We start from the raw sequence: 24003 nt of genomic DNA on the forward strand, positions 1-24003 counted from the left end.
GCAAAGCATGCCTTGCGATTGGGCTGCGGTGTAACGTGCTTGCTGGTTTGAGTGAACATGACCATATGCGAACCTATCAAGAGGAACGGATATGGCAGAGCAAGAATACGACTACGACCTTTTCACCATTGGCGCTGGCTCTGGCGGCGTTCGCGCTAGCCGGATCGCTGGCGGGCACGGCGCAAAGGTTGGTATCGCAGAAGAGCACCGCTATGGCGGGACCTGCGTGATCCGTGGCTGTGTGCCCAAAAAGATGCTGGTCTACGCCTCCATGTTCGCAGAGGAACTGTCCCACGCTGCGCACAAGGGCTGGACGCTGAAAGACAACAGCTTTGATTGGGCAACCTTGCGCGATTTCGTGAATAGCGATGTGGACCGGCTTGAAGGCCTTTATGGCCAGACGCTTGGCGGGGCAGGGGTGGAGAGCTTCTCTGAGCGCGCCACTATCACTGGCCCTCATTCGGTTAAGCTCGCCAGTGGGCGCGATATCACGGCAAAATACATCCTTGTTGCGACCGGCGGCGAACCTGTGGTGCCTGATTTCGAGGGCAATGAGCATTGCATCACGTCGAACGAGATTTTCTACCTCGATGAATTTCCAAAGCGTCTGATGGTGATGGGCGGCGGTTATATCGCGCTCGAATTTGCGGGGGTCTTCAACGCGCTCGGAAGCGATGTGATGCTGGTCAATCGCTCCGAAACGATCCTGCGCGGCTATGAACAGGAGATCGTGAACCGCTTGCCTCCCATCATGGAAGCGCGCGGTGTCGACATGCAATTAGGGGCTCAGATTGAGCGCGTCGAAAAGGCCGATGATGGCTCTTTCGATGTGACCTTGACCGACGGCACCAAGAGCCAGGTCGACCAGATATTGGTCGCCACTGGGCGCAAGCCGCGTGTTGAGGGTCTGGGTCTCGAAAACGCTGGGATTGAGCTTGGAAGCAAAGGCGAGATCCCAGTCGACAAATATTCGAAAACCAGCTGCGATAGCGTCTATGCCGTGGGCGATGTCACCGACCGGGTGCAGCTTACCCCAGTTGCCATTCGCGAAGGCCATGCGGTGGCTGATACGCTGTTTGGCGGCAATAAGCGCTGCGTCGACCACTCCTGCATCCCTACCGCCGTCTTCTCTCAGCCTTCGATCGCAAGCGTCGGAATGACCGAAGAAGAGGCGCGTGAGGCTTCCGGCGAGATCAACATCTACAAATCCGATTTCCGCCCGATGAAGAACATCTTCTCAGACCGGATGGAGCGCGGGCTTTATAAGATGATCACCGATGCCAAGAGCGATAAAGTCCTCGGCCTGCACATGATCGGCCCAGAAAGCGCTGAGATCATTCAGGCCGCAGCGGTGGCGATCAAAGCGGGCCTCACCAAGGCTGATTTCGACGCGACGACTGCGATCCATCCCAGCATGGCCGAGGAATTGGTGCTTTTGAAGTAGGCTCCCGCTGCGGAGTATTGAAGGGGGACGAAGTCATGGAAATCGCGGGCAAAAAAGTGCTGCTCACAGGCGGCAGTGCAGGGATTGGAAAAGCTTTGGCCTTTCAAATGCGCGAGGCGGGCGCGGATGTGACGATCACTGGGCGCAACGCTCAGCGCCTTGCAGAAATGCGCACCCAAGGTTTCGGCGCGATTGAGGTGGATTTGTCCAGCCCTCAAGGGGTCGAAGCTCTGATCAATGAATGGGGCAAGAAGACCCTCGATATCCTCATCAACAATGCCGGGATGGGGACTGAGACCAATTATGCGGAAAACGCCGTAGACGGGGATGAGGCGGATGCTTGCTTTTATGCCAACCTCTGCGCGCCTGCACGGCTCACCGGGGGATTGCTCAAACGCCTTCGCAAACGCCCCGAGGCTACGATTGTGTTTGTCAGCTCAGGCCTTGCGCTCGCGCCAAGCAAAGATGCGGCGGTCTATTGCGCGAGCAAAGCGGGACTTCGCAGTTTCGCCCTTTCGCTGCGCGCGCAGTTTAAAGGTGAGCCTGTGCATGTGATCGAAGCGCTCCCGCCGATGGTCGATACGCAGATGACCTCTGCCTATAACACCGCGAAAATGACGCCCGAGCATTGCGCGGGCGATATTCTTGCGGCGATCCAGCGCGATAAGCAGGAGGTTTTTATCGGGCAGACCCGGCTTTTGCGGTTTGTCCATGGGATATCGCCATCGCTCGCACAGCGGATCATGCTGAGTTTTTGATAAGTTGACGCTCGGCGGCCGCTGCGGCAACGACCACTGCTAACAAACCAATAGGGACAGGGACCTTTTGAATGTCTGCCAATATCGCTGAAATGGAACGCAAACGCGAAGCTGCCAAAATGGGCGGCGGGCAAAAGCGCATCGACGCACAGCACGCCAAGGGCAAGCTCACCGCGCGCGAGCGTCTGGACGTGCTTCTCGACGAAGGCTCGTTTGAAGAAATCGACACGTATGTTGAACATGACTGCGTCGATTTCGGCATGGAGAGCCAAAAGATCCCCGGCGACGGCGTGGTCACAGGATCAGGCACGATCAACGGCCGGCTGGTCTATGTCTTCAGCCAGGACTTCACCGTATTCGGCGGCTCCTTGTCGAAACGTCATGCGGAGAAAATTTGCAAGGTGATGGATACCGCGATGAAAGTCGGCGCTCCGGTCATCGGCCTTAACGATAGCGGCGGCGCGCGCATTCAGGAGGGCGTCGCATCGCTTGGCGGCTATGCCGATGTGTTCCAGAAGAACATTCTCGCATCAGGCGTCATCCCTCAGATCAGCCTGATCATGGGCCCATGCGCTGGCGGCGCAGTGTACTCGCCTGCCATGACTGACTTCATCTTTATGGTGAAGGACAGCTCCTATATGTTCGTGACCGGACCCGATGTGGTGAAGACCGTCACCAATGAGGAAGTCACGCAGGAAGAGCTGGGCGGGGCTATTACCCACACGACCAAAACCTCGGTCGCCGATATTGCGTTTGAAAACGATATGGAGACACTGCTCGCAACGCGCGAGTTCTTCAACTACCTGCCATTGTCGAACCGCCCAGAAGCAACAGGGGACGCAGCACCAGAGCTTCCCACCAATGACCCTTGGGACCGGTTGGAGCCATCGCTCGACACGATCATCCCGGACAATGCGAACCAGCCCTATGACATGCATGAGGTGATCCGTAAGACACTGGACGAGGGCGAGTTTTTCGAAATTCAGCCAGCGCATGCCGCCAACATCATCTGCGGCTTTGGCCGGGTTGAAGGGCGCACAGTGGGCGTTGTCGCGAACCAGCCTATGGTGCTCGCCGGCGTGCTCGACATCGCCTCGTCTAAGAAAGCCGCGCGTTTTGTGCGGTTCTGCGATGCGTTTGATATTCCAATCGTGACCTTCGTCGATGTTCCCGGCTTCCTGCCTGGTACAGCGCAGGAAATGGGCGGCATCATCAAGCACGGCGCAAAGCTATTGTTCGCATACGGCGAGGCAACCGTGCCCAAGATCACGATCATCACCCGCAAAGCCTATGGCGGCGCCTATGATGTGATGGCGTCAAAGCACCTTCGCGGAGACCTAAACTACGCCTGGCCCACCGCAGAGATCGCGGTGATGGGAGCAAAAGGCGCAGTGGAGATCATCTTCCGCCAAGACCGCGGCGATGCCGAAAAGATCGCGGAAAAAACCAAGGAATATGAGGACCGCTTTGCCAACCCCTTTGTGGCGGCATCGCGGGGGTATATTGACGAGGTGATCCACCCGCATTCGACCCGGCGCAGGGTTGCGCTGGGACTAAGGAAGCTGCGGACCAAGGAGCTCACGAACCCTTGGAAGAAGCATGATAATATTCCGCTTTAGGGATTGTCTATGAGTGACAAGGATCTCGTTCGCCTTGCCGCCTGGTCCTTTTGGGCAAGTTTTCTGGTCGTACCCGCAGCAATTCTGAGCTTCCTAGCCGGTCTAAGCTGGCTTGGGATCGCCTTGTTTTTTTGGCGCTCTCTTTATGATCCCAGTATTTGCAGTCCTTCATGTGCTTGTTGTTTTGCGAGTGCGTTGCCGATCGTGCGAAAATCGATTCTTTAGCATCTGGCTTTTCCCAGCTCTACAAACCAACTGTCAAACATGTGGCTCTCATAAGTCGGAAGCGATTGATTGATGGCAGATTAGGGATGATTGAGTTGTCGATTGGAAACCGTCATTGCGAGCGTAGCGAAGCAATCCAGGGCGGCGTGCTCATGGCTCTGGATTGCCGCGTCGCTTCGCTCCTCGCAATGACGAGTTATTTTAGCGATAACCAATCCTGCGGCTCCTCCCAATGACGGTTGAGAAGCTGCCTTGCGTCTACATTATGGCAAGCAAGCGCAATGGGACGCTGTACACTGGCGTGACTTCCGATTTGACAAAGCGTGCATGGCAGCACCGCGAGGGTGTCGCTGACGGGTTCACTAAGAGACATGGGTGCAAAACGCTCGTGTGGTTTGAGCGCCACGAAACGATGGAAACGGCCATCGCCCGCGAAAAGCAGATCAAGGCCGGAAACCGAAAAAGAAGCTTGCGCTGATCGAAGCCCAAAACCCAACTTGGCGCGACTTTTTTGAAGACATTGCGCAATGACACCGTACCCGTCATTGCGAGCCGCGAAGCGGCGTGGCAATCCAGAGCGGTTGAGCGAGACGCTCTGGATTGCTTCGCTACGCTCGCAATGACGAAAGGCAAGAAATGAAACTAGGCCGCCTAAACCACATCGGGATCGCCCAATCGTCACCCTGAACTTGTTTCAGGGTTCATTTCTCAACTGGCAAAGTTGGTTCTTGAATGCGAAATGGATCCCGGATCAAGTCCGGGATGACGGGTGGGAGATGGTGATAGGACAATGAAAGAATTTCTCCTGCCCCTTTCCCTGCTCCTCGCTACCGCCGTCTGCGCATTTATCGCCTATCGCATCTACCGAAGCCCGGACAATTGGCACATCGACGGCGAAACCAAGGAATTGCGCTTTCACAATTGGCCCAGCATTGGCATTTTCGCCTGCTTCAGCACTATATGCGCGCTGACAGCATATCTCATTCTCATTTGAACCACGGAAACACCATGAAATTAGGCCGCCTAAACCATATCGGGATCGCAACGCCCTCCATCGCCGAGTCCATCGCGCATTACCGCGACACTATGGGCGCTCGCCAAATTACCGAGCCCTTTGACCTGCCTGAACAAGGCGTCAAGGTCTGCTTTGTCGATACGCCCACAGGCGCTTATGGTTCTGGGGGAATGAACGGCACGCAGCTTGAGCTGATCGAGCCGTTTGACGAGAGCTCTCCGATCAACGGTTTCCTTGCCAAGAACCCCGCAGGCGGTCAGCACCATGTTTGCTTTGAAGTGCCCGATATCGGCGAAGCACGCGCCTACTTCGAGGACAAAGGCAAACGCATCCTTGGCCCCACGCGCATTGGCGCTCACGGCACGCCGATCTTCTTCCTGCACCCCAAGGATATGCAGGGAATGCTCACCGAGATCATGGAAACGCCCAAAGAGGGGCATTGACTCATCCGGCGTCATCCTGAACTGGTTTCAGGATAAAACCTATCAAATGTGCCGCTTGTTATGTTGGAGCGAGTTCAGCATGACGGTGAGGAGGAGAGAGCCAAGATGACCTATGAAACGATTCTAGTGGAGCGCGAGGGCCCGCTGCTGATCCTCACGCTGAACAAGCCGGATCGCCTGAACGCGATGGCTCCGCAAATGGCCGATGAGATCGGGCAGGTGTTCTATGACCTTGGTGATGCACGCGCGGTTCTCATCACGGGTGAGGGCAAAGGGTTTTGTTCAGGCGCTGACCTATCAGCGCGCGCCTCAGCTGATAGTCCAAGCAACAAGGGCGGCTCTCACCAAGCGCTCCAAAACCACTACAACCCAGCCATCAGCCAGATTTTGCGCGCCGAAGTGCCCGTGATCTGTGCGGTGAACGGTCCAGCGGCTGGCGTGGGGTGCAGCCTTGCGCTCGCTGCCGACTTCACTTTCGCGGCGGAACGCTCCTACTTCCTTCAGGCATTCGTCAATATCGGCCTTGTCCCCGATGGCGCATCGACATGGCTCATCACCCGCGCGATTGGCCGCGCACGCGCGACGCGCATGATGATGCTTGGCGAGAAAATCAGCGGCAAGCAGGCCGAGGAATGGGGTCTCGTTTACAAATGCGTTGCGGACGATGCGTTGATGGACGAAGCGCGTGCCCTCGCGGAAAAACTCGCCAATGGGCCCACGATTGCGATCAAGACTATGAAGCGCAACATTGCGACCGCGCTCGATGGCAGCGTCACCGAAGTGATGCTAGCAGAGGCCGAAGGTCAACGCATCGCCGGTGCAAGCCAAGATGCGATGGAGGGCGGCATGGCCTTCCTGCAAAAGCGCAAGGCCGAGTTTAAAGGCCAGTAGTGTCGAGGCGACTTTTGCCGCAATCGTCATCCTGAACTCGTTTCAGGATAACACTCACCAGATGTGCCATGTTATGCTGAAACAAGTTCAGCATGACGGAACTTGAGAACTATGACTGAAAAACCGACTCCCGCCGATTGGAACGCCCTCGCTGATAAAGAGGTGAAGGGCCGCGACCTCACTTGGAACACGCCAGAGGGCTTTGCGATCAAGCCGCTCTATACAGCCGAAGACCATCAGGGCTGGGACCCGGGCCTTCCCGGCTTTGCGCCGTTCACGCGCGGGGTGAAGGCGTCGATGTATGCAGGCCGCCCTTGGACGATCCGGCAATATGCGGGGTTCTCTACGGCAGAGGAATCGAACGCATTTTACCGGCGCAATTTGGCTGCGGGTCAAAAGGGACTGTCGGTCGCCTTCGACCTTGCAACGCACCGAGGCTATGACAGCGATCACAGCCGCGTAGTGGGCGATGTCGGTAAGGCGGGCGTGGCGATTGATACGGTCGCCGATATGCAAATCCTGTTCGACGAAATCCCGCTCGACACCATGAGCGTTTCCATGACGATGAACGGCGCGGTGATCCCGGTTCTGGCGTTCTATATCGTGGCGGCGGAGCGTTCTGGCGTGTCACAGGAGAAGCTTTCCGGCACCATTCAGAACGACATTCTCAAAGAGTTCATGGTCCGCAACACCTATATCTATCCGCCTGAGCCTTCGATGCGGATTATTTCAGATATCATCGGATATACTTCGGCTAACATGCCGAAATTCAACAGTATTTCTATCAGCGGCTATCACATGCATGAGGCCGGAGCGACGGCTGTGCAGGAGCTTGCCTTCACCATTGCCGACGGCAAGGAATATGCGACCAGAGCTATGGCAACGGGCCTCGATATTGACGCCTTTGCGGGGCGGCTCTCCTTCTTCTTCGGCATCGGCATGAACTTCTTTATGGAGATCGCCAAACTGCGCGCCGCGCGCACGCTTTGGTACGAGGTGATGGACGGGCTGGGCGCTAAGGCTGAACGGAGCAAAATGCTGCGCACCCACTGCCAGACTTCTGGGGTGAGCTTGCAAGAGCAAGACCCCTACAACAATGTCATGCGCACCACGATTGAGGCGATGGCGGCGACTTTGGGTGGTACACAGTCGCTCCACACCAATGCGCTCGATGAGGCCATCGCGCTTCCCACCGACTTCTCCGCCCGCATCGCTCGCAACACGCAGTTGGTGCTTCAGGAGGAGACCGGGATCACCAATGTCGTCGATCCGCTAGGCGGCTCGCATTATATCGAAGCGCTCACGTCGAAACTCGTCGAAGACGCGCGCGAATTGATGAAGACGGTCGATGAAGCCGGCGGGATGACCGCTTATGTCGGCACTGGCGCTCCCAAAGCAGAGATTGAGCGCGCGGCGGCGGAAAAACAAACCGGGATTGATCAAGGCAAAACCGTCATTGTCGGCGTGAACAAGTATCAGCCCGAAAGCGAAGAACTGATCGACACGCTCGACATCGACAATGCCGCGGTGCGCAAGGGCCAGATCAAGCGTCTCGCCGCTGTGCGTGCAGGGCGCGATGAAGCGGCGTGTCAGGCGGCACTGAAGGCTCTTACCGAGGGTTCCGCAGGCGACGCAAACGTGCTGCAATTGGCAGTGGAAGCCGCGCGCCATGACGCAACCTTGGGCGAGATTTCCAGCGCCATGGAAGAGGTCTTTGGCCGCCATGATGCTACGCCAAAGCCCGTGTCTGGCGTCTACAAAACCGCTTATGAATTCGATGCGCGCTGGGCGCAGGTCACGGACGGCGTTGAAGCGGTGGGGCGGCGATTGGGGCGCAAACCGCGGATTATGGTCGCGAAAATGGGTCAGGACGGGCATGACCGCGGTGCGAATGTGATCGCGAGCGCTTTTGCCGATATGGGTTTTGAAGTGGTCTCAGGCCCGCTGTTCCAAACCCCGCCAGAAGCTTGCGCGATGGCGCTTGAAAAGGACGTTGATGTGGTGGGAGCTTCCAGCCTTGCCGCTGGTCACAAGACGCTGATCCCCGAACTCATCCGTTTGCTCAAAGAAGCAGGCCGCCCCGATATCAAAGTAACCGCAGGCGGTGTGATCCCGCCGCAGGACTATGATTTCCTCCGCGAGGCAGGCGTGCAGGGAATTTATGGGCCGGGTTCGAACGTTGTGGAATGCGCCGCCGATATCCTGACGATGCTGGGGCATAATATGCCGCCTTTGGGAGAGGGACTTGAGGAGGCTGCGGAGTAAGACTGATCAACGAAAACCGTTCGTGCTGAGCTTGTCGAAGCACCGCTCTTTTCTTAGGGGCAACGGGCAAAGCACTAGAGCAGCCCTTCGACAGGCTCAGGGCGAACGGAGAATTTGAAGCTGTGACTATTCCCCGCAACGATTGGACCCGCGAGGAAATCGCGGATCTTTTCAACCTCCCTTTTACCGAGCTGCTTTTCCAAGCCGCTAGCACCCACCGCGAAAACCATCCGCCTGAGCAAATCCAGCTGTGCACTTTGCTCAGCATCAAAACAGGCGGCTGCCCTGAGGATTGCGGCTATTGCTCGCAAAGCGTCAAGGCTGACAGCGGCGTTGAAGCGACCAAGTTGATGGATGTGCAAGCCGTTCTGCAACGTGCAGCGCAGGCCAAGGATCAAGGATCGCAAAGGTTCTGCATGGGCGCCGCATGGCGCAATCCCAAGGACCGCGACATGCCTGCGATTGTTGAGATCGTGAAAGGCGTGCGCGATATGGGGCTGGAGACGTGCATGACGCTTGGCATGTTGGAGCCGCATCAGGCGGACATGCTCGCGGAAGCTGGGCTCGACTACTACAATCACAATATTGACAGCAGCCCGGAATATTACGAGCGGGTGATTTCGACGCGCGACTTTCAGTGCCGCCTCGATACGCTCGACCACGTTCGCAAATCGGGCATCAATGTGTGTAGCGGCGGCATTGTAGGCATGGGCGAAACACGCGAAGACCGGGTGGGCTTTATTCACACCCTTTCCACGCTTGAAGCGCATCCTGAAAGCGTGCCGGTGAATGCCCTCGTACCGGTCAAGGGCACGGTTCTAGGCGATATGCTGGCCGATACGCCGATGGCTAAGATCGACGATATCGAGTTTGTGCGAACCGTTGCGGTGGCTCGGATCACGATGCCGATGTCGATGGTGCGCCTCTCCGCTGGGCGTGAAAGCATGTCAGAGGCGACGCAGGCGCTGTGTTTCTTGGCTGGTGCGAACTCGATCTTCACCGGCGACAAGCTGCTGACCGCTCCCAATGCCGGGGACGACAGTGATGGGGCTTTGTTTGCGAAATTGGGGCTGACGGCGCTGCAACAGGAAGAACCTGCGCGGGCGTGCAAGCAGATGGAGCCTGCCGAGTGAAAAACAAACACGGCAACTCGAAACAGGATAAGTCGAGTTTCGGTGAAAATATACTGATCGGCTGCGGGTGCTTGTTCGCCGCAATCCCGATCATCCTGTTTTTGGTGTTTGATCGCTTGCAGAGCGCAATGAAGGTATTTGGTGGAGTGCCTCAATGACGCCTTTTTGTGTCTCTCAGGAGAAATGAGATCCTCGCCTATCCAGCGTCGATCGCGACATAGGTTGGTATGGACATGACCCTCGGCTTCTCCGTCAACTCACTTCTCCCCAAAGCGCGTGGGGGAGGGCAATTGCGGATGGGACTTTCCAAGCTCACCGAGCGTGAGTGGCTTCAACCCGAACCCGACCTTGCCGCGCGAGCTCGAGCCTTTGCCGAATGGCCGCAAGGGGTGCAGTTGACGCCGGAGGCGGTAGCTCCGGGCCGCGAATTGGCTGCGATGTTGGGGAAGGGCGGCGCTCTACCCGAGGCGGCGCTGGAATGCCACGAGGACATGTGCCTCCTCACTAAGGCCCGCGATGATGGACTATATCGCCTGATAGGAGCAGCGGTCGCGTGGCCCTCTGACTGGCATCCCGGAGAGAAAATCGGCCTTCCTTTGCGAGCGCTTCATAAGCCCATTGCGGGCTATGAAGAGCAACTCGCAACCGGGGTGGACCGGTTCATGGAAACGCTCAAACCCGGCGCAATCTACGGCGGTTGCAATTGGTTTGTCGCGGCAACCGGTGCGCGCCGCTGGCTGGCCGATGGTGACCCGCAAGAGCAATTTGCGCATGTTACTGCTCAAAACGCAGGCGAAACCCTGTTTGTGCGCTCCGAGCGCCAGACCTTGCGGCGGCTGCCCGAAACAGGGGCGATCCTCTTCACGATTGGGATCTATGTCGAACCGCTAGGGGCTCTAAAGGCTCCGAATTTGGAACACTTGGCCAAGGCGATTGCCACGCTTGTCCAGGGCGAAGGTGAAAGGCGCGCTGTGGGGGCTTACGCGCGAGAATTAATCGGCTATGCGGGTCAAAAGAGAGATGAAAAATAGGGGCTGCAAGGGCTGATATGTTTTCAAAGATTTTGGTAGCCAACCGCGGCGAGATTGCATGCCGTGTGTTTCAGACGGCGCGCAAGATGGGGATCGCCACCGTCGCGGTCTATTCTGATGCAGATCGCAATGCGCCTTTTGTGCGCATGGCCGATGAGGCTGTGCACATTGGCGCATCGCCTGCCGCTGAAAGCTATCTGATCCCTGAAAAGATCATCGCGGCGTGTAAGGAAACCGGCGCTGAGGCTGTGCATCCGGGCTATGGTTTCCTCTCTGAACGTGCCAGTTTTGTTGAGGCGCTTGAGGCCGAGAACATCGCCTTTATTGGACCGCCAGCGCGCGCGATCGCTGCGATGGGCGACAAGATCGAATCGAAGAAGCTCGCCCAAGAGGCAGGCGTGAATGTTGTTCCCGGCCACATCGGTGAAATTCGCGATACCGAGCACGCGGTCGAGATAGCCAACAAAATCACTTATCCCGTCATGATGAAGGCTTCCGCTGGCGGCGGGGGCAAGGGTATGCGGCTTGCATATTCTGAAAAAGACGTGCGCGAAGGGTTCGAGGCCACCAAGCGTGAAGGTCTCAATTCTTTTGGCGATGACCGCGTTTTCATTGAGAAATTCATTGAGAACCCGCGCCATATCGAGATCCAGATCCTTGGCGATAAGCATGGTAACATTCTCTATCTGAACGAGCGCGAATGCTCGATCCAGCGCCGCCACCAAAAGGTGGTCGAAGAAGCGCCATCGCCCTTCGTGACCCCCAAGATGCGCAAGGCCATGGGCGAGCAATGTGTCGCCTTGTCCAAGGCGGTGGATTATCACTCAGCAGGTACAGTTGAGCTGATCGTGAGCGGGGCGGACAAAACGGGCGAGAGTTTCTACTTCCTCGAGATGAACACACGGCTTCAGGTTGAGCATCCCGTCACCGAAGCGATTACAGGCGTTGATCTGGTCGAGCAGATGATCCGTGTGGCGGCGGGCGAAAAGCTTGAGCTGACGCAGGACGATATCGGCATTGATGGCTGGGCGATTGAAAACCGCGTCTATGCCGAAGACCCCTATCGAGGGTTCTTGCCTTCAACCGGCCGTCTCATCGAATATTCGCCTTCGGTTAAAGGCTGGAGCGATGACGGCGAAATTGCGGGAAAGCCGCGCCGCGGTGTTGCTCGCGGAACGGGCAGCGTGCGCGTCGATGATGGCGTCTTCGAAGGCGGCGAGGTCTCGATGTTTTACGACCCGATGATCGCCAAGCTCATCACATGGGCACCCAGCCGGGAAGAAGCAGCTGACCTCCAGATTGAGGCATTGGATGCTTTCCGGATCAAAGGTCTTGGCCACAACGTCGATTTTCTCTCTGCCATCATGCAGCACGAGCGCTTCCGCTCGGGCGAGCTGACCACTGGCTTTATCGCCGAGGAATATCCCGATGGGTTCGAAGGTGCGCCAGCAAGTGATGCGCATCTGCGCCAACTTGCCGCGCTTTTTGCAGGCGCGGAATTCGACACTCAAGTGCGCGCGCGCAAAATATCAGGCAAGCTTGCAGGCGTTGTTAATCCGCCGTCTCACTGGATGGTGAAAATTGGCAGCCAAAGTTTTGATGTGACGCTCGAAGAGGGCGGGGCAACAGTCGACGGCGTTGGGCTGAATGGCACATGGGATTGGAGCGTTGGTAAAACCTTTGCGAAGGTCACGGGCGACGCGATAGGTGCAGGGGAAATGGTGGTTCAAGTGGAGCGCGAAGGCGTTCGCTGGCGGATCACGACACGCGGCGCAGCCCACGAAGCGTTGGTTTTGCCGGCTCGTCTCACTGCCCACGAAGGCCGCATGATCGAAAAAGAGCCGCCTGACCTTTCCAAGATGCTCATCTGTCCAATGCCGGGCATGCTGATGAAACTGCATGTGACTGAGGGCGAAACGGTACAGCCCGGACAGCCGCTCGCCACGGTTGAAGCGATGAAGATGGAGAACATCTTGCGCGCTGAAAAAGAGGCCGTGATCGCCAAGGTCAACGCCGAAGAAGGTGAGAGCCTTGCGGTCGATGCGGTGATCCTCGAACTCGAGTGATTGCTCTCTCGCCCCGCATCATGACTTAACGTTTGTTATATAGGAAACGACATAAGGGTAACCACGTTCCGAAACCTTGAGACCGCAACATGCGCAGAAATTGGTCAAAACACACAGTTTTACGCAATCATACTAGCTAGGACTGCGGTATTGGTGGACAATACATACACCGACTCGGCGTGCTGAGTGGCACTTCAGGTTCAAGGAGAAGAGTACTATGGCTAGAAAAGGAACGGGTTATTTCGATCGCAAGGGGCATTTTTTCAAGACTGCTCGTGAGGCGACCGCTAGCGATATTGCTGGATTGCTTGGACAAATTGGCGACGGCGAAAGCCTCGCGCCTGGAATTGCACAATCCTTGATCGAAAAGCGCGCAGAGATTGAGCGTTTGTTCCGCGATCACGATGCGATGATGGAAGAAGATGCCGCCTCAGATACATCAGGCAAAGTGACCCAACTCCCGCGCACGGCGAGTTAATCTCTCAAGACAGCCTGGGCGTGCCTCTTTGTGTAATATCTCCCGCGTGTTAGAGGAAGCGCGTTTCGGGAGAGTTCCATGTCATTGCCTATCACCGCCACCACAACAGCGCTGCTCGCGCTTCTTCTTTTGTTTCTGGCGATCCTGACAGTTCGTCAGCGTCTACGATTGAAGGCTGCCTTTGGTGATGCGGACGATGCAGCGCTTATCTCAGCCAGCCGCAGCCATGGGAATTTGGCGGAGCACGCGCCAATCGTGCTGCTTATGCTCGGCTTGCTTGAGTGTGCCGGCGCTAATGCGACGGCCCTGATTTCTATCGCAGCCGCCTTTGTCGTCGCCCGCATTTGTCATGCGGTGGGCCTTCATACCCCGTCAGAGCCCGGAAAATCGCCTATCGCACGCCAGATCGGTGTTGTGCTGACTTGGCTGGTAATCCTTGCGCTTGCAGCGATGATTTTGATTGGTGTCTTCGCAGGTTAGTCCTCAATCATCGCAACAGCGCGTATCCACCCGGCGCTCGCCCGCTCAATCTTCACCGGGAAGCAGCTGAAGGTGAAGCCGTGGGAGGGAAGCGCTTCCAAATTGGTGAGCTTTTCAATCTGGTAGTAAGGCCGGATGCGGCCCGCCTTGTGGCCTTCCCAGATGATTGCCGGATCGCGGGTCTCGGCCCAACGCTTGGCCGTGTGGCTAAACGGCGCATCCCAGCTCCACGCATCTGTGCCGACGACTTCGACGCCTCGCTCAGTGAGCCACAAGGTCGCCTCTGCGCCGAGGCCGACGCCTTGGTCGGTGAAGTTGTCTGTGCCGTAGACCGCGCCTGATTGAATGAGCACAATATCAAGCGGTTGGAGCTCATAGTTGATATTGGCGAAAGCCTTTTCGAGCTCTGCGGCGCTGACCACATGACCGTGGGAGAGGTGCGAGAAATCGAGCTTCACGCCGGGGCGAAAGAACCGGTCCAACGGCGCTTCATCAATGCTGGGGGCGGGCGCAGCGCCTTCGTCAGTCGTTGAGTGATAATGCCACGGCGCATCCATATGGGTGCCGTTGTGGGTGGAAAGCTCGAGCATTTCCACCGCCCAGCCTTCGCCATCAGGAAGATCGTCTTTCTCAAGCCCCGGGAAGAACATCGCGATCTGTTCCCATGTGTTCTCATGGGTCATATAGGTGACCTTGGGGCGCATAACCTCCGGGTCTGAGATCACGTCATTGGTAATGGGGATCGAGAGGTCGATGAAACGTGTCATGCAAGCTCCTCATCAAGAAACGCGGCAATATCGGCAAGCTCGACATCGCGCGCCATGTATGCCTCGCCTATGCCTTTGAGGAGGAGGAAGGGCAGGGTGCCTGAGCCTTCCATTTTCTTGTCGTGGCGCATGTGGTCGGCAAGGGTTTCGCCCCCGCATCCGAGGCCAAGCTCAGCGATATCCGCAGGCAATCCGCTGGATCTGATTGCTGTGGCCGCGCGGTGTGCATCTCGTTCCGAAAGCGCGCCGCGGCGTGCTGAGTATCTCGCAGCCAAGACCATGCCCAAGGCTACCGCTTCGCCGTGGAGCAGGCGGTCGGAAAAGCCGGTTTCCGCCTCCAAAGCGTGCCCGAAGGTGTGGCCAAGGTTTAACAGCGCGCGAACGCCAGAAGTCTCACGCTCATCTTCTGCAACAATGCGTGCTTTTGCCCGAATGCTGGCCGCGATGGCGTATTCGAGCGGCTGTGCCTCGCGCGCCAGAACGCTTGCGCTGTTCGTTTCGAGCCATGTGAAGAACTCTGCATCTCCAAGCAGGCCATATTTGATGACCTCAGCGAACCCTGCGCGCATCTCGCGGCCAGGCAGGGTGTCAAGCGAGGTCGTATCGGCGAGCACCAAGGATGGCTGATGAAACGCGCCGATCATATTTTTGCCAGCGCCGGTGTTGATTGCGGTTTTGCCGCCCACCGAGCTATCGACTTGGGAGAGCAAAGTGGTCGGCAACTGAACGAAGCCGCAGCCGCGTTTGAGAACGCTGCAGGCAAAGCCGACCAAGTCGCCCACAACCCCGCCGCCAAGCGCAAACACATGGTCAGACCGGGTGATTCCAAGGTTGAGCAGCCAGTCAGTGAGCGTCTCGAGGCTTGCCCAGCTTTTTGAGGCTTCACCTGGCTCAACATCGTACCAAACCGTCTCAAAACCGGCTGCATTCAGAGAGGCATCAATGCGGCCGCCATGATGTTTGCGCGCATGGGTGTCGCCAACTACCGGAACCGGCCGCGCGCCAAAAGGCTCTATAAAAGGCCGGGCCAATTCGGCGATATCATCAAGCAGACTTGCTCCGACATGCACGTCATATGATCGCCCACCCAGTTCCACCCGGATGGTTTCGGTTGAAGTCACAGCCATGCGTCAATTGCCTCTAGGATTGCCTTTGCCGTCTCTACGTGCGGCGCATTTTTACTCTCTACTTTAATTTGAGCCTGAGAATAGTGGGGCCCGCGTTCTTTGAGCAGGCGCTGGAGGATTTCGCGCGGATCGCCGTTCTTTAGCAGCGGGCGTGTGTTTCGGCGCGATGTGCGTTCAACCAAGGTGTCGATGTCGGAATGAATCCACACCGCAATCGCATCCTGCAAGATGAGCGCGCGCGTTTCGCTGTCGGCAAATGCCCCGCCGCCTGTGGCGATTACGCCTGCGTCTTCGCTCATCAGCCGAGCAATGACCCGGCGTTCTCCATCGCGGAAATAGGCTTCCCCAAAATCCTCAAAAATTTCGGGGATAGAACGCTGCGCCGCTTTCTCGATTTCCTCATCGGCATCCACAAATCCGCATTGCAGCATCTCTGCCAGTTTTCGCCCCACGGTGGATTTGCCAACCCCCATCAGCCCGACCAGCACGATAGGCCGCGTTATGCGGGCCGCAATTCGGGCAAGCTCGCCCTCCGCCATTGCGGCGTCCGTTCGCGCATCCATTTGTGCGTCGTCGCTCATATCTGCCTCAACTTTTGCAAGGTTTGACTGTGTGCCATGGGTTTCCCACTTTCTGATAGGACTAGGCTTCTTCTTGGACTAGACTTGGGGTATGGCGCGCGCAATATGTCTGGCGATGCAATTCGAACTTCCATGCAAACTGATCCACAAAACCGCACCACCTCGCAAGGACAGCCGCAGCGCAAGCCGAGCCGCGGGTTGGCGAGCAGGCTGCGATATGGTCTATATGCGTTGGGAGCTATCGCCGTGCTTGTAATGGTTGCTTACATTGACGGCGGGGAGGAGACGTTGCACCCGATTGTGCAGTCTGTATCGCTTGGCCAATTGCAGGAGGCTCGGCCTTGAAATATCTGGCATCTCGCACGCGCATGATCTCTGGCGTTGCAGTTCTCGCGTTTGCAGGGTGCGCGACTGGCGCATTGCTGAGCGGTTTTGCCAATGCGCAAGATGCGCCTGAATCGCTGCTCCCTCCGGGATTTGATGATCCGGCGCCGGCCCCAACCCCTGCGCCCCAGCCAACCGCAGCGCCCACTGCCGCGCCGGTTCCAGTGGCCGGGAGCGGGTCCGGGCGTTGCCCCGCCTGCACCAATAGGCCCCGCCAGCAGGCCAAATCCGGGCAATCTGCCAGAAGTCCCTCAATTGTCGGCTGAAGAGCGAGCCGGGCTCCCCAGTCTTGAGGAATTGGAAAAACTCTCAACCGATGAGCTTGACGACCTTCTGGGGCTAAAGCCTCAATATGATATCCCGCCCGCTGCCCGGCGATCTTTGGCCGAGGTCGGCGTTTTGGCCCCGCAAGAAGGAGGCCTACCAACCGCCTCTCTCGCGAACCAGCCTGAGCGGCTTGTGAAAGCCATTCTTGCTGGAACCAATGGACCGATGGTTTCGCGCTGGGGCCACATTATGCTGCGCCGCGCTTTAGTCAGCAGGCTTGCCGCACCTGAGGGTATGAGCCCGGTTGAATTTGCAGCTCTTAGAGCCAGTGTGCTCAATGGGATGGGCGAATTCGCACTTGCCCGCGCGCTCGTTCAGGATATCGACACGGGCAATTGGAATGAGGCACTCACAGAGCAAGCCATCACCGCATATATCGGTTCAAGCGACGTGGTCGGTGCATGCCCGGCGGTCCGTTTGCAAGGCTCGCAGCGCGACGATGCGCAGTGGGTCATGCTCTCTGCGATCTGTAATGCGTATGCAGGCGAGGGCGCGCTCGCCTCGCGTCAGCTTAACACGGCCCAAAACGAGGAAATCGCCCCAGAAATAGATCTGCTGCTTGCACAGCGTTATGCCGGTGCAGCGGGCCGTGGGCGCGGCGGAACAACGGTCGAATGGGAAGGGGTGGACGGCATCACCCCGTGGCGGTTTAGCCTTGCCAATGCGGTCGGCGAAACAATCCCTGAGGGCATTTTGTCATCTGCGCTCGGCAGCAGGTCAGGCTCTTATTACCGGCTAGCGGGCGCTGCTTCTTCTGCAATTCCGCTGAATGAGCGTCTGGGTTATGCCGAATTTGCGGCAACCCGGGGCGTGTTTTCTTCGCAAAGCCTGGTTGGTCTCTACAGCGAACTCTACAATAATGAGGGCGTTGGCGGCGATGCCGCTCAGCGCGCATCGCGGCTAAGAGATGCTTACGTAGCGCTTGATCCTGCCGCGCGGATTGCAGCAATGCGAGGGCTTTGGGGCGAAGGCGAAGACGGCTTCGCAGGGCAGGTCCTCACCGCTTATGCCGCCGCCCGTATTCCTCCTTCTACCGAAGCTTTGGCGGATGCTGATATGTTGATCGCCTCGATCTTGACGGCGGGGCTGGACCGCGATGCGATGGCTTGGAATGCCTTCATCGAAGAGGGCTCGCTTAGCTGGGGAATGTTGGCGGTTGCTGGTCCCAATGGGCCAGCCGCCAGCATCACCGGGGTGGATGGGTTCTTGAGCGATGATCCAAGCGAAGAGGCCCGGAAATCAGGCTTTCTGATCGCTGGTCTTGGGGGGCTTGACCGGCTTCCAAGCGGTGATCTGAATGGATATGGGGCACAGGTTGGCATTGATTTTTCGCGGCAAACACGCTGGACGCGGAAGATTGTGCGGGCAGCTGAAGTGGACAACAAGGCGATGGTTGCGCTTCTCGCTGGGCTTGGCATGCAAGGCGAAAGCTGGAGCCAGATGACCCCGCTGCATCTTTATCACCTCGTCTCAGCACTCAACAAAGTTGGCTTTGAAGCCGAGGCCCGGATGATTGCCGCTGAGGCGGTTGCGCGCGGGTGAAGCTGGCTGATGTCGTCAGCGACTGAGGACTTTCTGAACATGCTTGCAGCGCAGCGCGGCGCATCTGCGAACACGCTTGCTGCTTACAGGCGAGACCTCGACGGGGCACAGCAATTGCTGGGTGATTTGGCCAATGCGCCGCGCAGCTCAATTGCGAAATTGTCGGGTGCTTGGTCTGATCTTGCGCCTTCAACCATAGCGCGCAAAGCGTCCGCTTTAAGGCAGTTTTTCGGCTTTGCAGTTGAGGAAGGGTGGCGCGAGGATGATCCATCGGGCGCGCTGCCGTCACCTCGCATGCGCCGTCCTCTGCCAAAAGTTTTGAGCCATGACGCTGTCGATGCGCTGTTTGCGCGTGCAGAATTGGAAGCGCATAGCGGCAAATCTTCAAGCGTTCGGCAGTTGGCGCTGCTCGAACTTCTTTACGGATCGGGCCTTCGGGCAACCGAATTGGTGAGCTTGCCCCTTAGCGCAGTGCCGCGTGATGCGCCGCTTCTGACCGTTATGGGTAAGGGCGGGCAGGCGCGCATGGTTCCAGTGAGCGAACGCGCAAAAGAGGCAATTTCGGCATGGCTTGATGTTCGCCCTAAAGAACCGGATTCGCGGTTTCTGTTCCCATCCAGAGGCGGCAAACCTCTGTCGCGTGTGCGGTTGTTCCAGATGCTGAAAGAGCTTGCGGCGCGCGCCGATCTTAACCCGGATGGCATCTCACCGCACGTTCTGCGCCATGCGTTTGCAACCCATTTGCTCGAAGGCGGGGCGGATCTCAGGGTGCTGCAGACTATGCTGGGTCATGCCGATATTGCGACCACTCAAATCTACACCCACGTTGATGCAGCGCGGTTGGTCGAGTTGGTAAACTCGCGCCACCCTCTTGCCCACAAGCCATAGAGGCACTAGCGGAAAAGCCATGATTTCTTATCTCGAGTTTGAAAAACCGGTCGCAAGCTTGGAACTGCGTATCAAAGAGATGCGCAGCCTCGAAACTGAAGAAGGCGTTGATGTTGCTGCCGAGATTGAGCGCCTGGAAACCAAAAGCGGCGAATTGCTCGCCTCGACCTATGCCTCGCTGACACCGTGGCAAAAGACGCAAGTGGCCCGCCATCCGCAGCGGCCCCATTTTCGAGATTACATCGAACACGCCTTCACCGATTTCATGTCACTTGGCGGGGACCGCAATTACGCTGATGACGAGGCGATTATGGGCGGCTTTGCAAAGCTTGGGGAGCGCCGGGTTATGGTAATTGGCCACGAAAAAGGTCATGACACCCAAACGCGCATCAAACACAATTTCGGTATGGGTAAGCCTGAAGGATACCGCAAAGCGATCCGATTGATGGAACTGGCTGGCCGGTTTGGTCTGCCGGTTGTGACGCTTGTGGACACCTCCGGCGCGTTTCCCGGGATCGAGGCGGAAGAGCGCGGGCAAGCCGAAGCCATTGCCCGTTCGACGGAAGCGTGTCTTGCGCTGCCAACACCGATGGTTTCTGTGATCGTGGGCGAAGGCGGCTCTGGCGGCGCGGTTGCTTTGGCGAGCGCTGAGCGGGTTTTGATGCTTGAGCATGCCGTATATTCGGTGATTTCACCTGAAGGCTGCGCGTCGATCCTGTGGCGCACATCGGACAAGGCAGCGGATGCAGCGCAGGCGATGAAAATCACCGCGCAGCATCTGAAACGGCTTGGTGTGATCGACAGAATTGTAAAAGAACCTATCGGCGGCGCGCACCGTGACCCATCAGGGACTGCCACTGCTCTCGGTGATGCTATTGGTGAAGAGCTTGATAAGCTTGCCAAAATGAATAGCGCTGCGATCCTTGCGATGCGCGAAAAGCGTTTCTTGGACATCGGCGGCTAATACGCTCATTTCTCAGAGCGGGGTTTTTACGGAACCCTGACATCCTTATACGGTTAATGTGGAGTTGACTGTATAAAATCGGGAGAGATGAAATGGCCAGCAAATGGCGCAAAGTTGGATTGGCGAGCACAGCGACACTTGCGCTTGCTCTGACAGGGTGCATGGGGGGCGGCGAAATTCCGTCTGCCTCCACTCCGATTACCACGAGCGAAGCGCAGCAAGGCGCTGAATATCATCCCCAATTGCTGGGCCAGTTTGGCGGCGCGATGAGCGGGTCTCAGGCGCAATATGTTGAGCAAGTGGGCAAGAACATCGCTGTGCAGTCGGGGCTTGGCAACGCGCGGGAGAGTTTCACAGTAAGCCTACTCAACTCGCCGGTGAATAACGCTTTTGCGGTGCCAGGCGGCTATATTTATACAACCCGGCAACTGGTGACGCTCATGAATAATGAAGCGGAATTGGCGGCCGTTATGGGTCACGAAGTTGGCCACGTCGCAGCGCGCCATTCGCAAAGGCGTCAGCAAAATGCGCAGCGCAATCAGATCGGCGGCGTGCTTGGCGCGGTGCTGTCCGGGGTTTTGCTCGGCGACAGTTCGATCGGAGAAACAGTTTCGCGCGGTTTCCTGCAAGGATCCCAGCTTCTCACCTTGCGGTTTTCTCGCAGCCAAGAGACACAGGCCGATGATCTGGGTATCCAATATCTGACTTCAGCGGGTTATGATCCTCGTGCGATGGGCACAGTCTTAGCCAGCCTTGCTGCGCAAAATGCGCTCGATGCGCGGCTTCAAGGACGCAACGCTAGCGTTCCGGAGTGGGCATCCACTCACCCGGAGCCCGCGAGCAGGGTGCAAAGGGCGCTTTCGGAATCTGAAGGATTGCCGGGCAGTGTTACCAATCGTGACACCTTCCTCTCGCGGATTGATGGCCTGCTTTATGGCGACGACCCTGCTCAGGGTGTGATCGAAGGCGATCGTTTCATTCACCCCGAACTGCGGCTGAGCTTCACGGCGCCTCAAGGCTATTATATGGTGAACTCATCGCGCGCGGTGAGTATTAATGGCCAAGGAGGGCAGGGACAGCTCACTCTGGCAAATTACTCAGGCGATCTGGCCGCGTATGTGCGGCAACAATTTGCGAGTCTTGGCGGTGAAGATCTCGCAGCTCACGCCTCAAACTTTGGAGCGTACAACCGTGAACGGCCTTTCAGCTGTCTACGGGCAGGCCCGCGTGAACAATGGCAATTCGCAGGTCGATGTGACGGTCTTCGCTTATGAGTTTGCGCAAGACCGCGCCTATCACTTTGCAACGATAACGCCCGCCGGGAGCACCAATCCGTTTACGTCAATGTTCCGCTCGATGCGGCGAATCAGTGCGAGCGAGGCAGGACAGGTCGTACCGCGGCGCTTAGATGTGGTGACGGTGCAAAGAGGGGATACGATTTCAGGACTTTCGCGCCGGATGGCTTATGACACTGCGCAAGAAGAACGCTTCCGGGTTCTCAACGGGCTCGGCCAAAGTGCCAGTTTGCAGGCTGGGCAGAAGGTGAAGCTTGTCGTTCGAGGGCGCTGAGTCTCGACGTCTACAGCGCACAAAAGAAAAGCGGCGGGGATGAACCCCGCCGCTTCGCTTTAGAGTTTCATCTCGCCTTATGCGTTGGCGTCGATGCCAGCCGCCATTTCGGATTCAACTTCGTTGAAGGTGTTTTCAAGCGTGCCGCCCAGTGCAGTCATGGCGGTGATTGCAGCAACAGCGATCAGAGCAGCGATCAGGCCGTACTCGATTGCAGTTGCGCCAGCTTCGTCACGTGCGAGTTTATTCATGAAAGTCATTAGTAGTCTCCTGGTTTTTTGGTCTTCGGTACCCGTGTCCGCCTGACTTGGTCATTTGGACGATTCGTGGAATAGACGGTCAGCGATTGAGAAATTCCTAATTCGGAACCTTTCGAATTGGTTAATTGCCTTCCATTGCCTCCACGGAGCGATCCTCAACCCTCGTCCATGTTTCGTCGGTTACTTGGGCTACACCCTGTAACGCGCCGATCGTGACGATAACGATGAGGCTCACAATCAGTCCGTATTCAACGGCAGTGGCGCCAGCATTGTCGTTCCCAATGTGCTTAAGGAATCTTGTCAATTGCATGATGACACCCGTAAAATTCTTCCTGATGAGACCGAAAATCGGATCAACCCATTAAAAAAAGACTAAGAGAGTGCGCCAAGGTGGAAAAAAATCTGACATGAACGATGAACGGCTATGGGTGGTGGGCGGTGCCTTGGCAGGGTCAAATGGCCGCTGGCTCATGCATCAAAGGCCTCTGGAAAAGGCACATGGCGGCCTATGGGAGTTTCCAGGGGGTAAGATTGAACCCACTGAAATGCCAGTAGAAGCTCTAACTCGTGAACTTCATGAGGAGCTAGGTGTTGTTGTCGAAGCTGCAGATTGCAGGCCTGCTGGATTTGCAGAAGAAGCCAGAAAATCGGACACGCGGCCAATTGTAATAATGCTTTACACGATCACCGATTGGCTCGGATCACCTTTGGCTTTGGAGGGCGGAGATATCGGGTGGTTCACACCTGAGGAGGTCGAGAAACTGGCGAAACCGCCTTTGGATGACCAATTGGCGGCGCAATTTTTCGAAAAACGAAAATAGTACGATCATTTGCGGCTTGAGGGGATTGCCAAGTGTTCCATGCGCCCCTAATAGCCGCATCTCTCGCGCGCCAGTAGCTCAGCTGGATAGAGTACCTGACTACGAATCAGGCGGCCGGAGGTTCGAATCCTTCCTGGCGCGCCAAAAAAGCCCATCCTCTGCGTGAGGGTGGGCTTTTTTGGTCGAGCATTGCCAAGATGCAAACTTCGTCAAATGACGCCGGGCGAGACAATTTGGAACGATCGGCCGTGCCATTCCTAGGTTAGGTATACGAACACTCAAGCCGACGGAGTTACCATGACAATCGAGACGAATATTCTCAAACGCATTGGAGAAGATCACAATCGCCAGCGTGAGCTGCTTGGCAAGATCGCTGAAACTGAAGGCGACAGCGAAGAGCGCAGGCAGCTTTTCGAACAGCTCACCAAAGAGCTCAAAAGTCACGCTGCAGCTGAGGAGCAGTCCCTCTACTCAGAAATGATTGCCGATCCGGAGGCCAACGACGAAACGCGCCACTCGGTGGCAGAACACCAGGAAATTGACGAGATGCTCAACGATCTGGCTGCGACAGATATGAGCTCGCCGGGATGGCTGCAAAAATTCAAACAATTCGATCACCGCTATCGCCACCACATTAACGAAGAGGAAGAGGACCACTTCCCCAACTTTGCAAAACTGATTGATGAAAAAACGGACGCCGAGATGGTGGAAGTTTTCGAAGAGCGCAAAGAGATCGAGAAGGCGGAAGCTGAATTGACACCGGTGAGCGCTGACGACGCCAAAGAATAATTGCTTATCCAAAAGCTGCCAATATCAAGAAGGCCCTTCACACAGCGTGGGGGGCCTTCTTGTTTGAACCGCAGCGTTGCTACACAAATTCGCACGCCTTTTTGTAATCCGCTCCATTTGCGCGTGCAATCGGCGG

23 protein-coding genes, 1 tRNA gene and 2 pseudogenes are annotated in these 24003 nt (G+C 57.0%); 21 read left to right on the forward strand and 5 right to left on the reverse strand.

The annotated features are described in order from the left end of the window. The first annotated feature begins 91 nt into the window (after nt 1-91). From gorA to AC0V60_RS04585, 13 genes and pseudogenes are all read left to right on the forward strand, one after another. Nucleotides 92-1444 carry a glutathione-disulfide reductase gene (gene gorA, locus AC0V60_RS04525; protein ID WP_486177332.1) on the forward strand — a complete coding sequence of 451 codons (1353 nt, stop codon included), beginning with the start codon at nt 92-94 and terminating at the stop codon, nt 1442-1444. Between the two features lie 35 nt (nt 1445-1479). Continuing rightward, on the forward strand, nt 1480-2202 hold the full coding sequence (locus AC0V60_RS04530) for an SDR family oxidoreductase (protein ID WP_486177333.1): 723 nt from the start codon (nt 1480-1482) through the stop codon (nt 2200-2202). A gap of 71 nt (nt 2203-2273) precedes the next feature. After that, nucleotides 2274-3821 (forward strand): acyl-CoA carboxylase subunit beta, encoded by a 1548-nt coding sequence (locus tag AC0V60_RS04535; protein ID WP_486177334.1) that lies wholly within the window; start codon nt 2274-2276, stop codon nt 3819-3821. Nucleotides 3822-4278: 457 nt separating this feature from the next. Continuing rightward, nucleotides 4279-4577: pseudogene (locus tag AC0V60_RS04540) on the forward strand (GIY-YIG nuclease family protein). Nucleotides 4578-4836: 259 nt separating this feature from the next. Then, nucleotides 4837-5040, forward strand: a complete 204-nt coding sequence (locus AC0V60_RS04545) for a hypothetical protein (protein ID WP_486177335.1) — start codon at nt 4837-4839, stop codon at nt 5038-5040. 14 nt (nt 5041-5054) lie between these two features. Continuing rightward, entirely contained in the window at nt 5055-5504 is a 450-nt protein-coding gene (mce, locus tag AC0V60_RS04550; RefSeq protein ID WP_486177336.1) for a methylmalonyl-CoA epimerase, read from the forward strand. 105 nt (nt 5505-5609) lie between these two features. Next, nucleotides 5610-6395 (forward strand): enoyl-CoA hydratase-related protein, encoded by a 786-nt coding sequence (locus tag AC0V60_RS04555; protein WP_486177337.1) that lies wholly within the window; start codon nt 5610-5612, stop codon nt 6393-6395. Between the two features lie 111 nt (nt 6396-6506). Next, nucleotides 6507-8660 (forward strand): methylmalonyl-CoA mutase, encoded by a 2154-nt coding sequence (gene scpA, locus AC0V60_RS04560; protein WP_486177338.1) that lies wholly within the window; start codon nt 6507-6509, stop codon nt 8658-8660. 122 nt (nt 8661-8782) lie between these two features. Then, the gene (gene bioB, locus AC0V60_RS04565; protein ID WP_486177339.1) at nt 8783-9793 is read left to right on the forward strand and encodes a biotin synthase BioB; all 1011 of its coding nucleotides are present in this window, start codon (nt 8783-8785) and stop codon (nt 9791-9793) included. A 296-nt stretch (nt 9794-10089) separates the two neighbouring features. After that, nucleotides 10090-10824 (forward strand): heme-dependent oxidative N-demethylase family protein, encoded by a 735-nt coding sequence (locus AC0V60_RS04570; RefSeq protein ID WP_486177340.1) that lies wholly within the window; start codon nt 10090-10092, stop codon nt 10822-10824. A 17-nt stretch (nt 10825-10841) separates the two neighbouring features. Next, on the forward strand, nt 10842-12890 hold the full coding sequence (locus AC0V60_RS04575; protein ID WP_486177341.1) for an ATP-binding protein: 2049 nt from the start codon (nt 10842-10844) through the stop codon (nt 12888-12890). A 217-nt stretch (nt 12891-13107) separates the two neighbouring features. Further along, on the forward strand, nt 13108-13368 hold the full coding sequence (locus AC0V60_RS04580) for a hypothetical protein (RefSeq protein WP_486177342.1): 261 nt from the start codon (nt 13108-13110) through the stop codon (nt 13366-13368). 78 nt (nt 13369-13446) lie between these two features. Then, complete coding sequence (locus tag AC0V60_RS04585) at nt 13447-13848, forward strand: MAPEG family protein (protein ID WP_486177343.1); 402 nt, start codon at nt 13447-13449, stop codon at nt 13846-13848. Here the strand turns inward: AC0V60_RS04585 and AC0V60_RS04590 are convergent. The 3 genes from AC0V60_RS04590 to AC0V60_RS04600 are packed head-to-tail and all read right to left on the reverse strand — an operon-like array spanning nt 13845 to nt 16323. Next, nucleotides 13845-14615 (reverse strand): cyclase family protein, encoded by a 771-nt coding sequence (locus AC0V60_RS04590; RefSeq protein WP_486177344.1) that lies wholly within the window; start codon nt 14613-14615, stop codon nt 13845-13847. The genes AC0V60_RS04585 and AC0V60_RS04590 overlap by 4 nt on opposite strands. Further along, nucleotides 14612-15742: a 3-dehydroquinate synthase gene (gene aroB / locus AC0V60_RS04595; protein ID WP_486177345.1), complete on the reverse strand. Its 1131-nt coding sequence runs from the start codon at nt 15740-15742 to the stop codon at nt 14612-14614. Before aroB ends, AC0V60_RS04590 begins: the two co-directional genes overlap by 4 nt. Then, nucleotides 15733-16323, reverse strand: a complete 591-nt coding sequence (locus AC0V60_RS04600; RefSeq protein ID WP_486177346.1) for a shikimate kinase — start codon at nt 16321-16323, stop codon at nt 15733-15735. The genes aroB and AC0V60_RS04600 overlap by 10 nt, the downstream gene beginning before the upstream one ends. Before the next feature lie 105 nt (nt 16324-16428). On the opposite strand from AC0V60_RS04600, the gene AC0V60_RS04605 reads away from it, so the two are divergent. The 5 genes and pseudogenes from AC0V60_RS04605 to AC0V60_RS04625 all read left to right on the forward strand — a co-directional run bounded on the left by AC0V60_RS04605 (nt 16429) and on the right by AC0V60_RS04625 (nt 21997). Beyond that, nucleotides 16429-16668, forward strand: a complete 240-nt coding sequence (locus AC0V60_RS04605) for a hypothetical protein (protein ID WP_486177347.1) — start codon at nt 16429-16431, stop codon at nt 16666-16668. Between the two features lie 135 nt (nt 16669-16803). Further along, a complete protein-coding gene (locus AC0V60_RS04610; protein ID WP_486177348.1) occupies nt 16804-18576 on the forward strand; it encodes a hypothetical protein in 1773 nt (590 codons plus the stop codon). Between the two features lie 9 nt (nt 18577-18585). Next, nucleotides 18586-19464, forward strand: coding sequence for a tyrosine recombinase (locus AC0V60_RS04615; protein ID WP_486177349.1), 879 nt, complete (start codon nt 18586-18588; stop codon nt 19462-19464). Between the two features lie 19 nt (nt 19465-19483). After that, nucleotides 19484-20428 carry an acetyl-CoA carboxylase carboxyltransferase subunit alpha gene (locus AC0V60_RS04620; RefSeq protein ID WP_486177350.1) on the forward strand — a complete coding sequence of 315 codons (945 nt, stop codon included), beginning with the start codon at nt 19484-19486 and terminating at the stop codon, nt 20426-20428. Between the two features lie 92 nt (nt 20429-20520). After that, a pseudogene (locus AC0V60_RS04625) lies at nt 20521-21997 on the forward strand (M48 family metalloprotease). A 77-nt stretch (nt 21998-22074) separates the two neighbouring features. Here AC0V60_RS04625 and AC0V60_RS04630 read toward each other — a convergent pair. After that, nucleotides 22075-22257, reverse strand: a complete 183-nt coding sequence (locus AC0V60_RS04630) for a Flp family type IVb pilin (RefSeq protein ID WP_486177351.1) — start codon at nt 22255-22257, stop codon at nt 22075-22077. A 121-nt stretch (nt 22258-22378) separates the two neighbouring features. Continuing rightward, nucleotides 22379-22567 (reverse strand): Flp family type IVb pilin, encoded by a 189-nt coding sequence (locus AC0V60_RS04635; RefSeq protein ID WP_486177352.1) that lies wholly within the window; start codon nt 22565-22567, stop codon nt 22379-22381. A gap of 97 nt (nt 22568-22664) precedes the next feature. On the opposite strand from AC0V60_RS04635, the gene AC0V60_RS04640 reads away from it, so the two are divergent. From AC0V60_RS04640 to AC0V60_RS04650, 3 genes are all read left to right on the forward strand, one after another. Continuing rightward, complete coding sequence (locus AC0V60_RS04640) at nt 22665-23078, forward strand: NUDIX domain-containing protein (protein ID WP_486177353.1); 414 nt, start codon at nt 22665-22667, stop codon at nt 23076-23078. A 67-nt stretch (nt 23079-23145) separates the two neighbouring features. Then, nucleotides 23146-23222, forward strand: a tRNA-Arg gene (locus AC0V60_RS04645). Nucleotides 23223-23375: 153 nt separating this feature from the next. Further along, entirely contained in the window at nt 23376-23867 is a 492-nt protein-coding gene (locus AC0V60_RS04650) for a hemerythrin domain-containing protein (protein ID WP_486177354.1), read from the forward strand. Nucleotides 23868-24003: the final 136 nt, after the last annotated feature.

It is taken from the genome of Erythrobacter sp. S259 (assembly GCF_057364965.1).

Bases quoted from the DNA above. Each gene is read 5' to 3' on its own strand.
- AC0V60_RS04605 (WP_486177347.1), top strand. From the start codon at position 16,429: ATGTCTGGCGATGCAATTCGAACTTCCATGCAAACTGATCCACAAAAC.
- AC0V60_RS04615 (WP_486177349.1), top strand. From the start codon at position 18,586: ATGTCGTCAGCGACTGAGGACTTTCTGAACATGCTTGCAGCGCAGCGC.
- aroB (WP_486177345.1), bottom strand. From the start codon at position 15,742: ATGGCTGTGACTTCAACCGAAACCATCCGGGTGGAACTGGGTGGGCGA.
- AC0V60_RS04535 (WP_486177334.1), top strand. From the start codon at position 2,274: ATGTCTGCCAATATCGCTGAAATGGAACGCAAACGCGAAGCTGCCAAA.
- AC0V60_RS04580 (WP_486177342.1), top strand. From the start codon at position 13,108: ATGGCTAGAAAAGGAACGGGTTATTTCGATCGCAAGGGGCATTTTTTC.
- AC0V60_RS04545 (WP_486177335.1), top strand. From the start codon at position 4,837: ATGAAAGAATTTCTCCTGCCCCTTTCCCTGCTCCTCGCTACCGCCGTC.
- gorA (WP_486177332.1), top strand. From the start codon at position 92: ATGGCAGAGCAAGAATACGACTACGACCTTTTCACCATTGGCGCTGGC.
- AC0V60_RS04650 (WP_486177354.1), top strand. From the start codon at position 23,376: ATGACAATCGAGACGAATATTCTCAAACGCATTGGAGAAGATCACAAT.
- AC0V60_RS04630 (WP_486177351.1), bottom strand. From the start codon at position 22,257: ATGACTTTCATGAATAAACTCGCACGTGACGAAGCTGGCGCAACTGCA.
- AC0V60_RS04575 (WP_486177341.1), top strand. From the start codon at position 10,842: ATGTTTTCAAAGATTTTGGTAGCCAACCGCGGCGAGATTGCATGCCGT.
- mce (WP_486177336.1), top strand. From the start codon at position 5,055: ATGAAATTAGGCCGCCTAAACCATATCGGGATCGCAACGCCCTCCATC.
- AC0V60_RS04590 (WP_486177344.1), bottom strand. From the start codon at position 14,615: ATGACACGTTTCATCGACCTCTCGATCCCCATTACCAATGACGTGATC.
- AC0V60_RS04610 (WP_486177348.1), top strand. From the start codon at position 16,804: ATGATCCGGCGCCGGCCCCAACCCCTGCGCCCCAGCCAACCGCAGCGC.
- AC0V60_RS04620 (WP_486177350.1), top strand. From the start codon at position 19,484: ATGATTTCTTATCTCGAGTTTGAAAAACCGGTCGCAAGCTTGGAACTG.
- AC0V60_RS04555 (WP_486177337.1), top strand. From the start codon at position 5,610: ATGACCTATGAAACGATTCTAGTGGAGCGCGAGGGCCCGCTGCTGATC.
- AC0V60_RS04600 (WP_486177346.1), bottom strand. From the start codon at position 16,323: ATGAGCGACGACGCACAAATGGATGCGCGAACGGACGCCGCAATGGCG.
- AC0V60_RS04585 (WP_486177343.1), top strand. From the start codon at position 13,447: ATGTCATTGCCTATCACCGCCACCACAACAGCGCTGCTCGCGCTTCTT.
- AC0V60_RS04570 (WP_486177340.1), top strand. From the start codon at position 10,090: ATGGGACTTTCCAAGCTCACCGAGCGTGAGTGGCTTCAACCCGAACCC.
- AC0V60_RS04530 (WP_486177333.1), top strand. From the start codon at position 1,480: ATGGAAATCGCGGGCAAAAAAGTGCTGCTCACAGGCGGCAGTGCAGGG.
- AC0V60_RS04640 (WP_486177353.1), top strand. From the start codon at position 22,665: ATGAACGATGAACGGCTATGGGTGGTGGGCGGTGCCTTGGCAGGGTCA.
- AC0V60_RS04635 (WP_486177352.1), bottom strand. From the start codon at position 22,567: ATGCAATTGACAAGATTCCTTAAGCACATTGGGAACGACAATGCTGGC.
- scpA (WP_486177338.1), top strand. From the start codon at position 6,507: ATGACTGAAAAACCGACTCCCGCCGATTGGAACGCCCTCGCTGATAAA.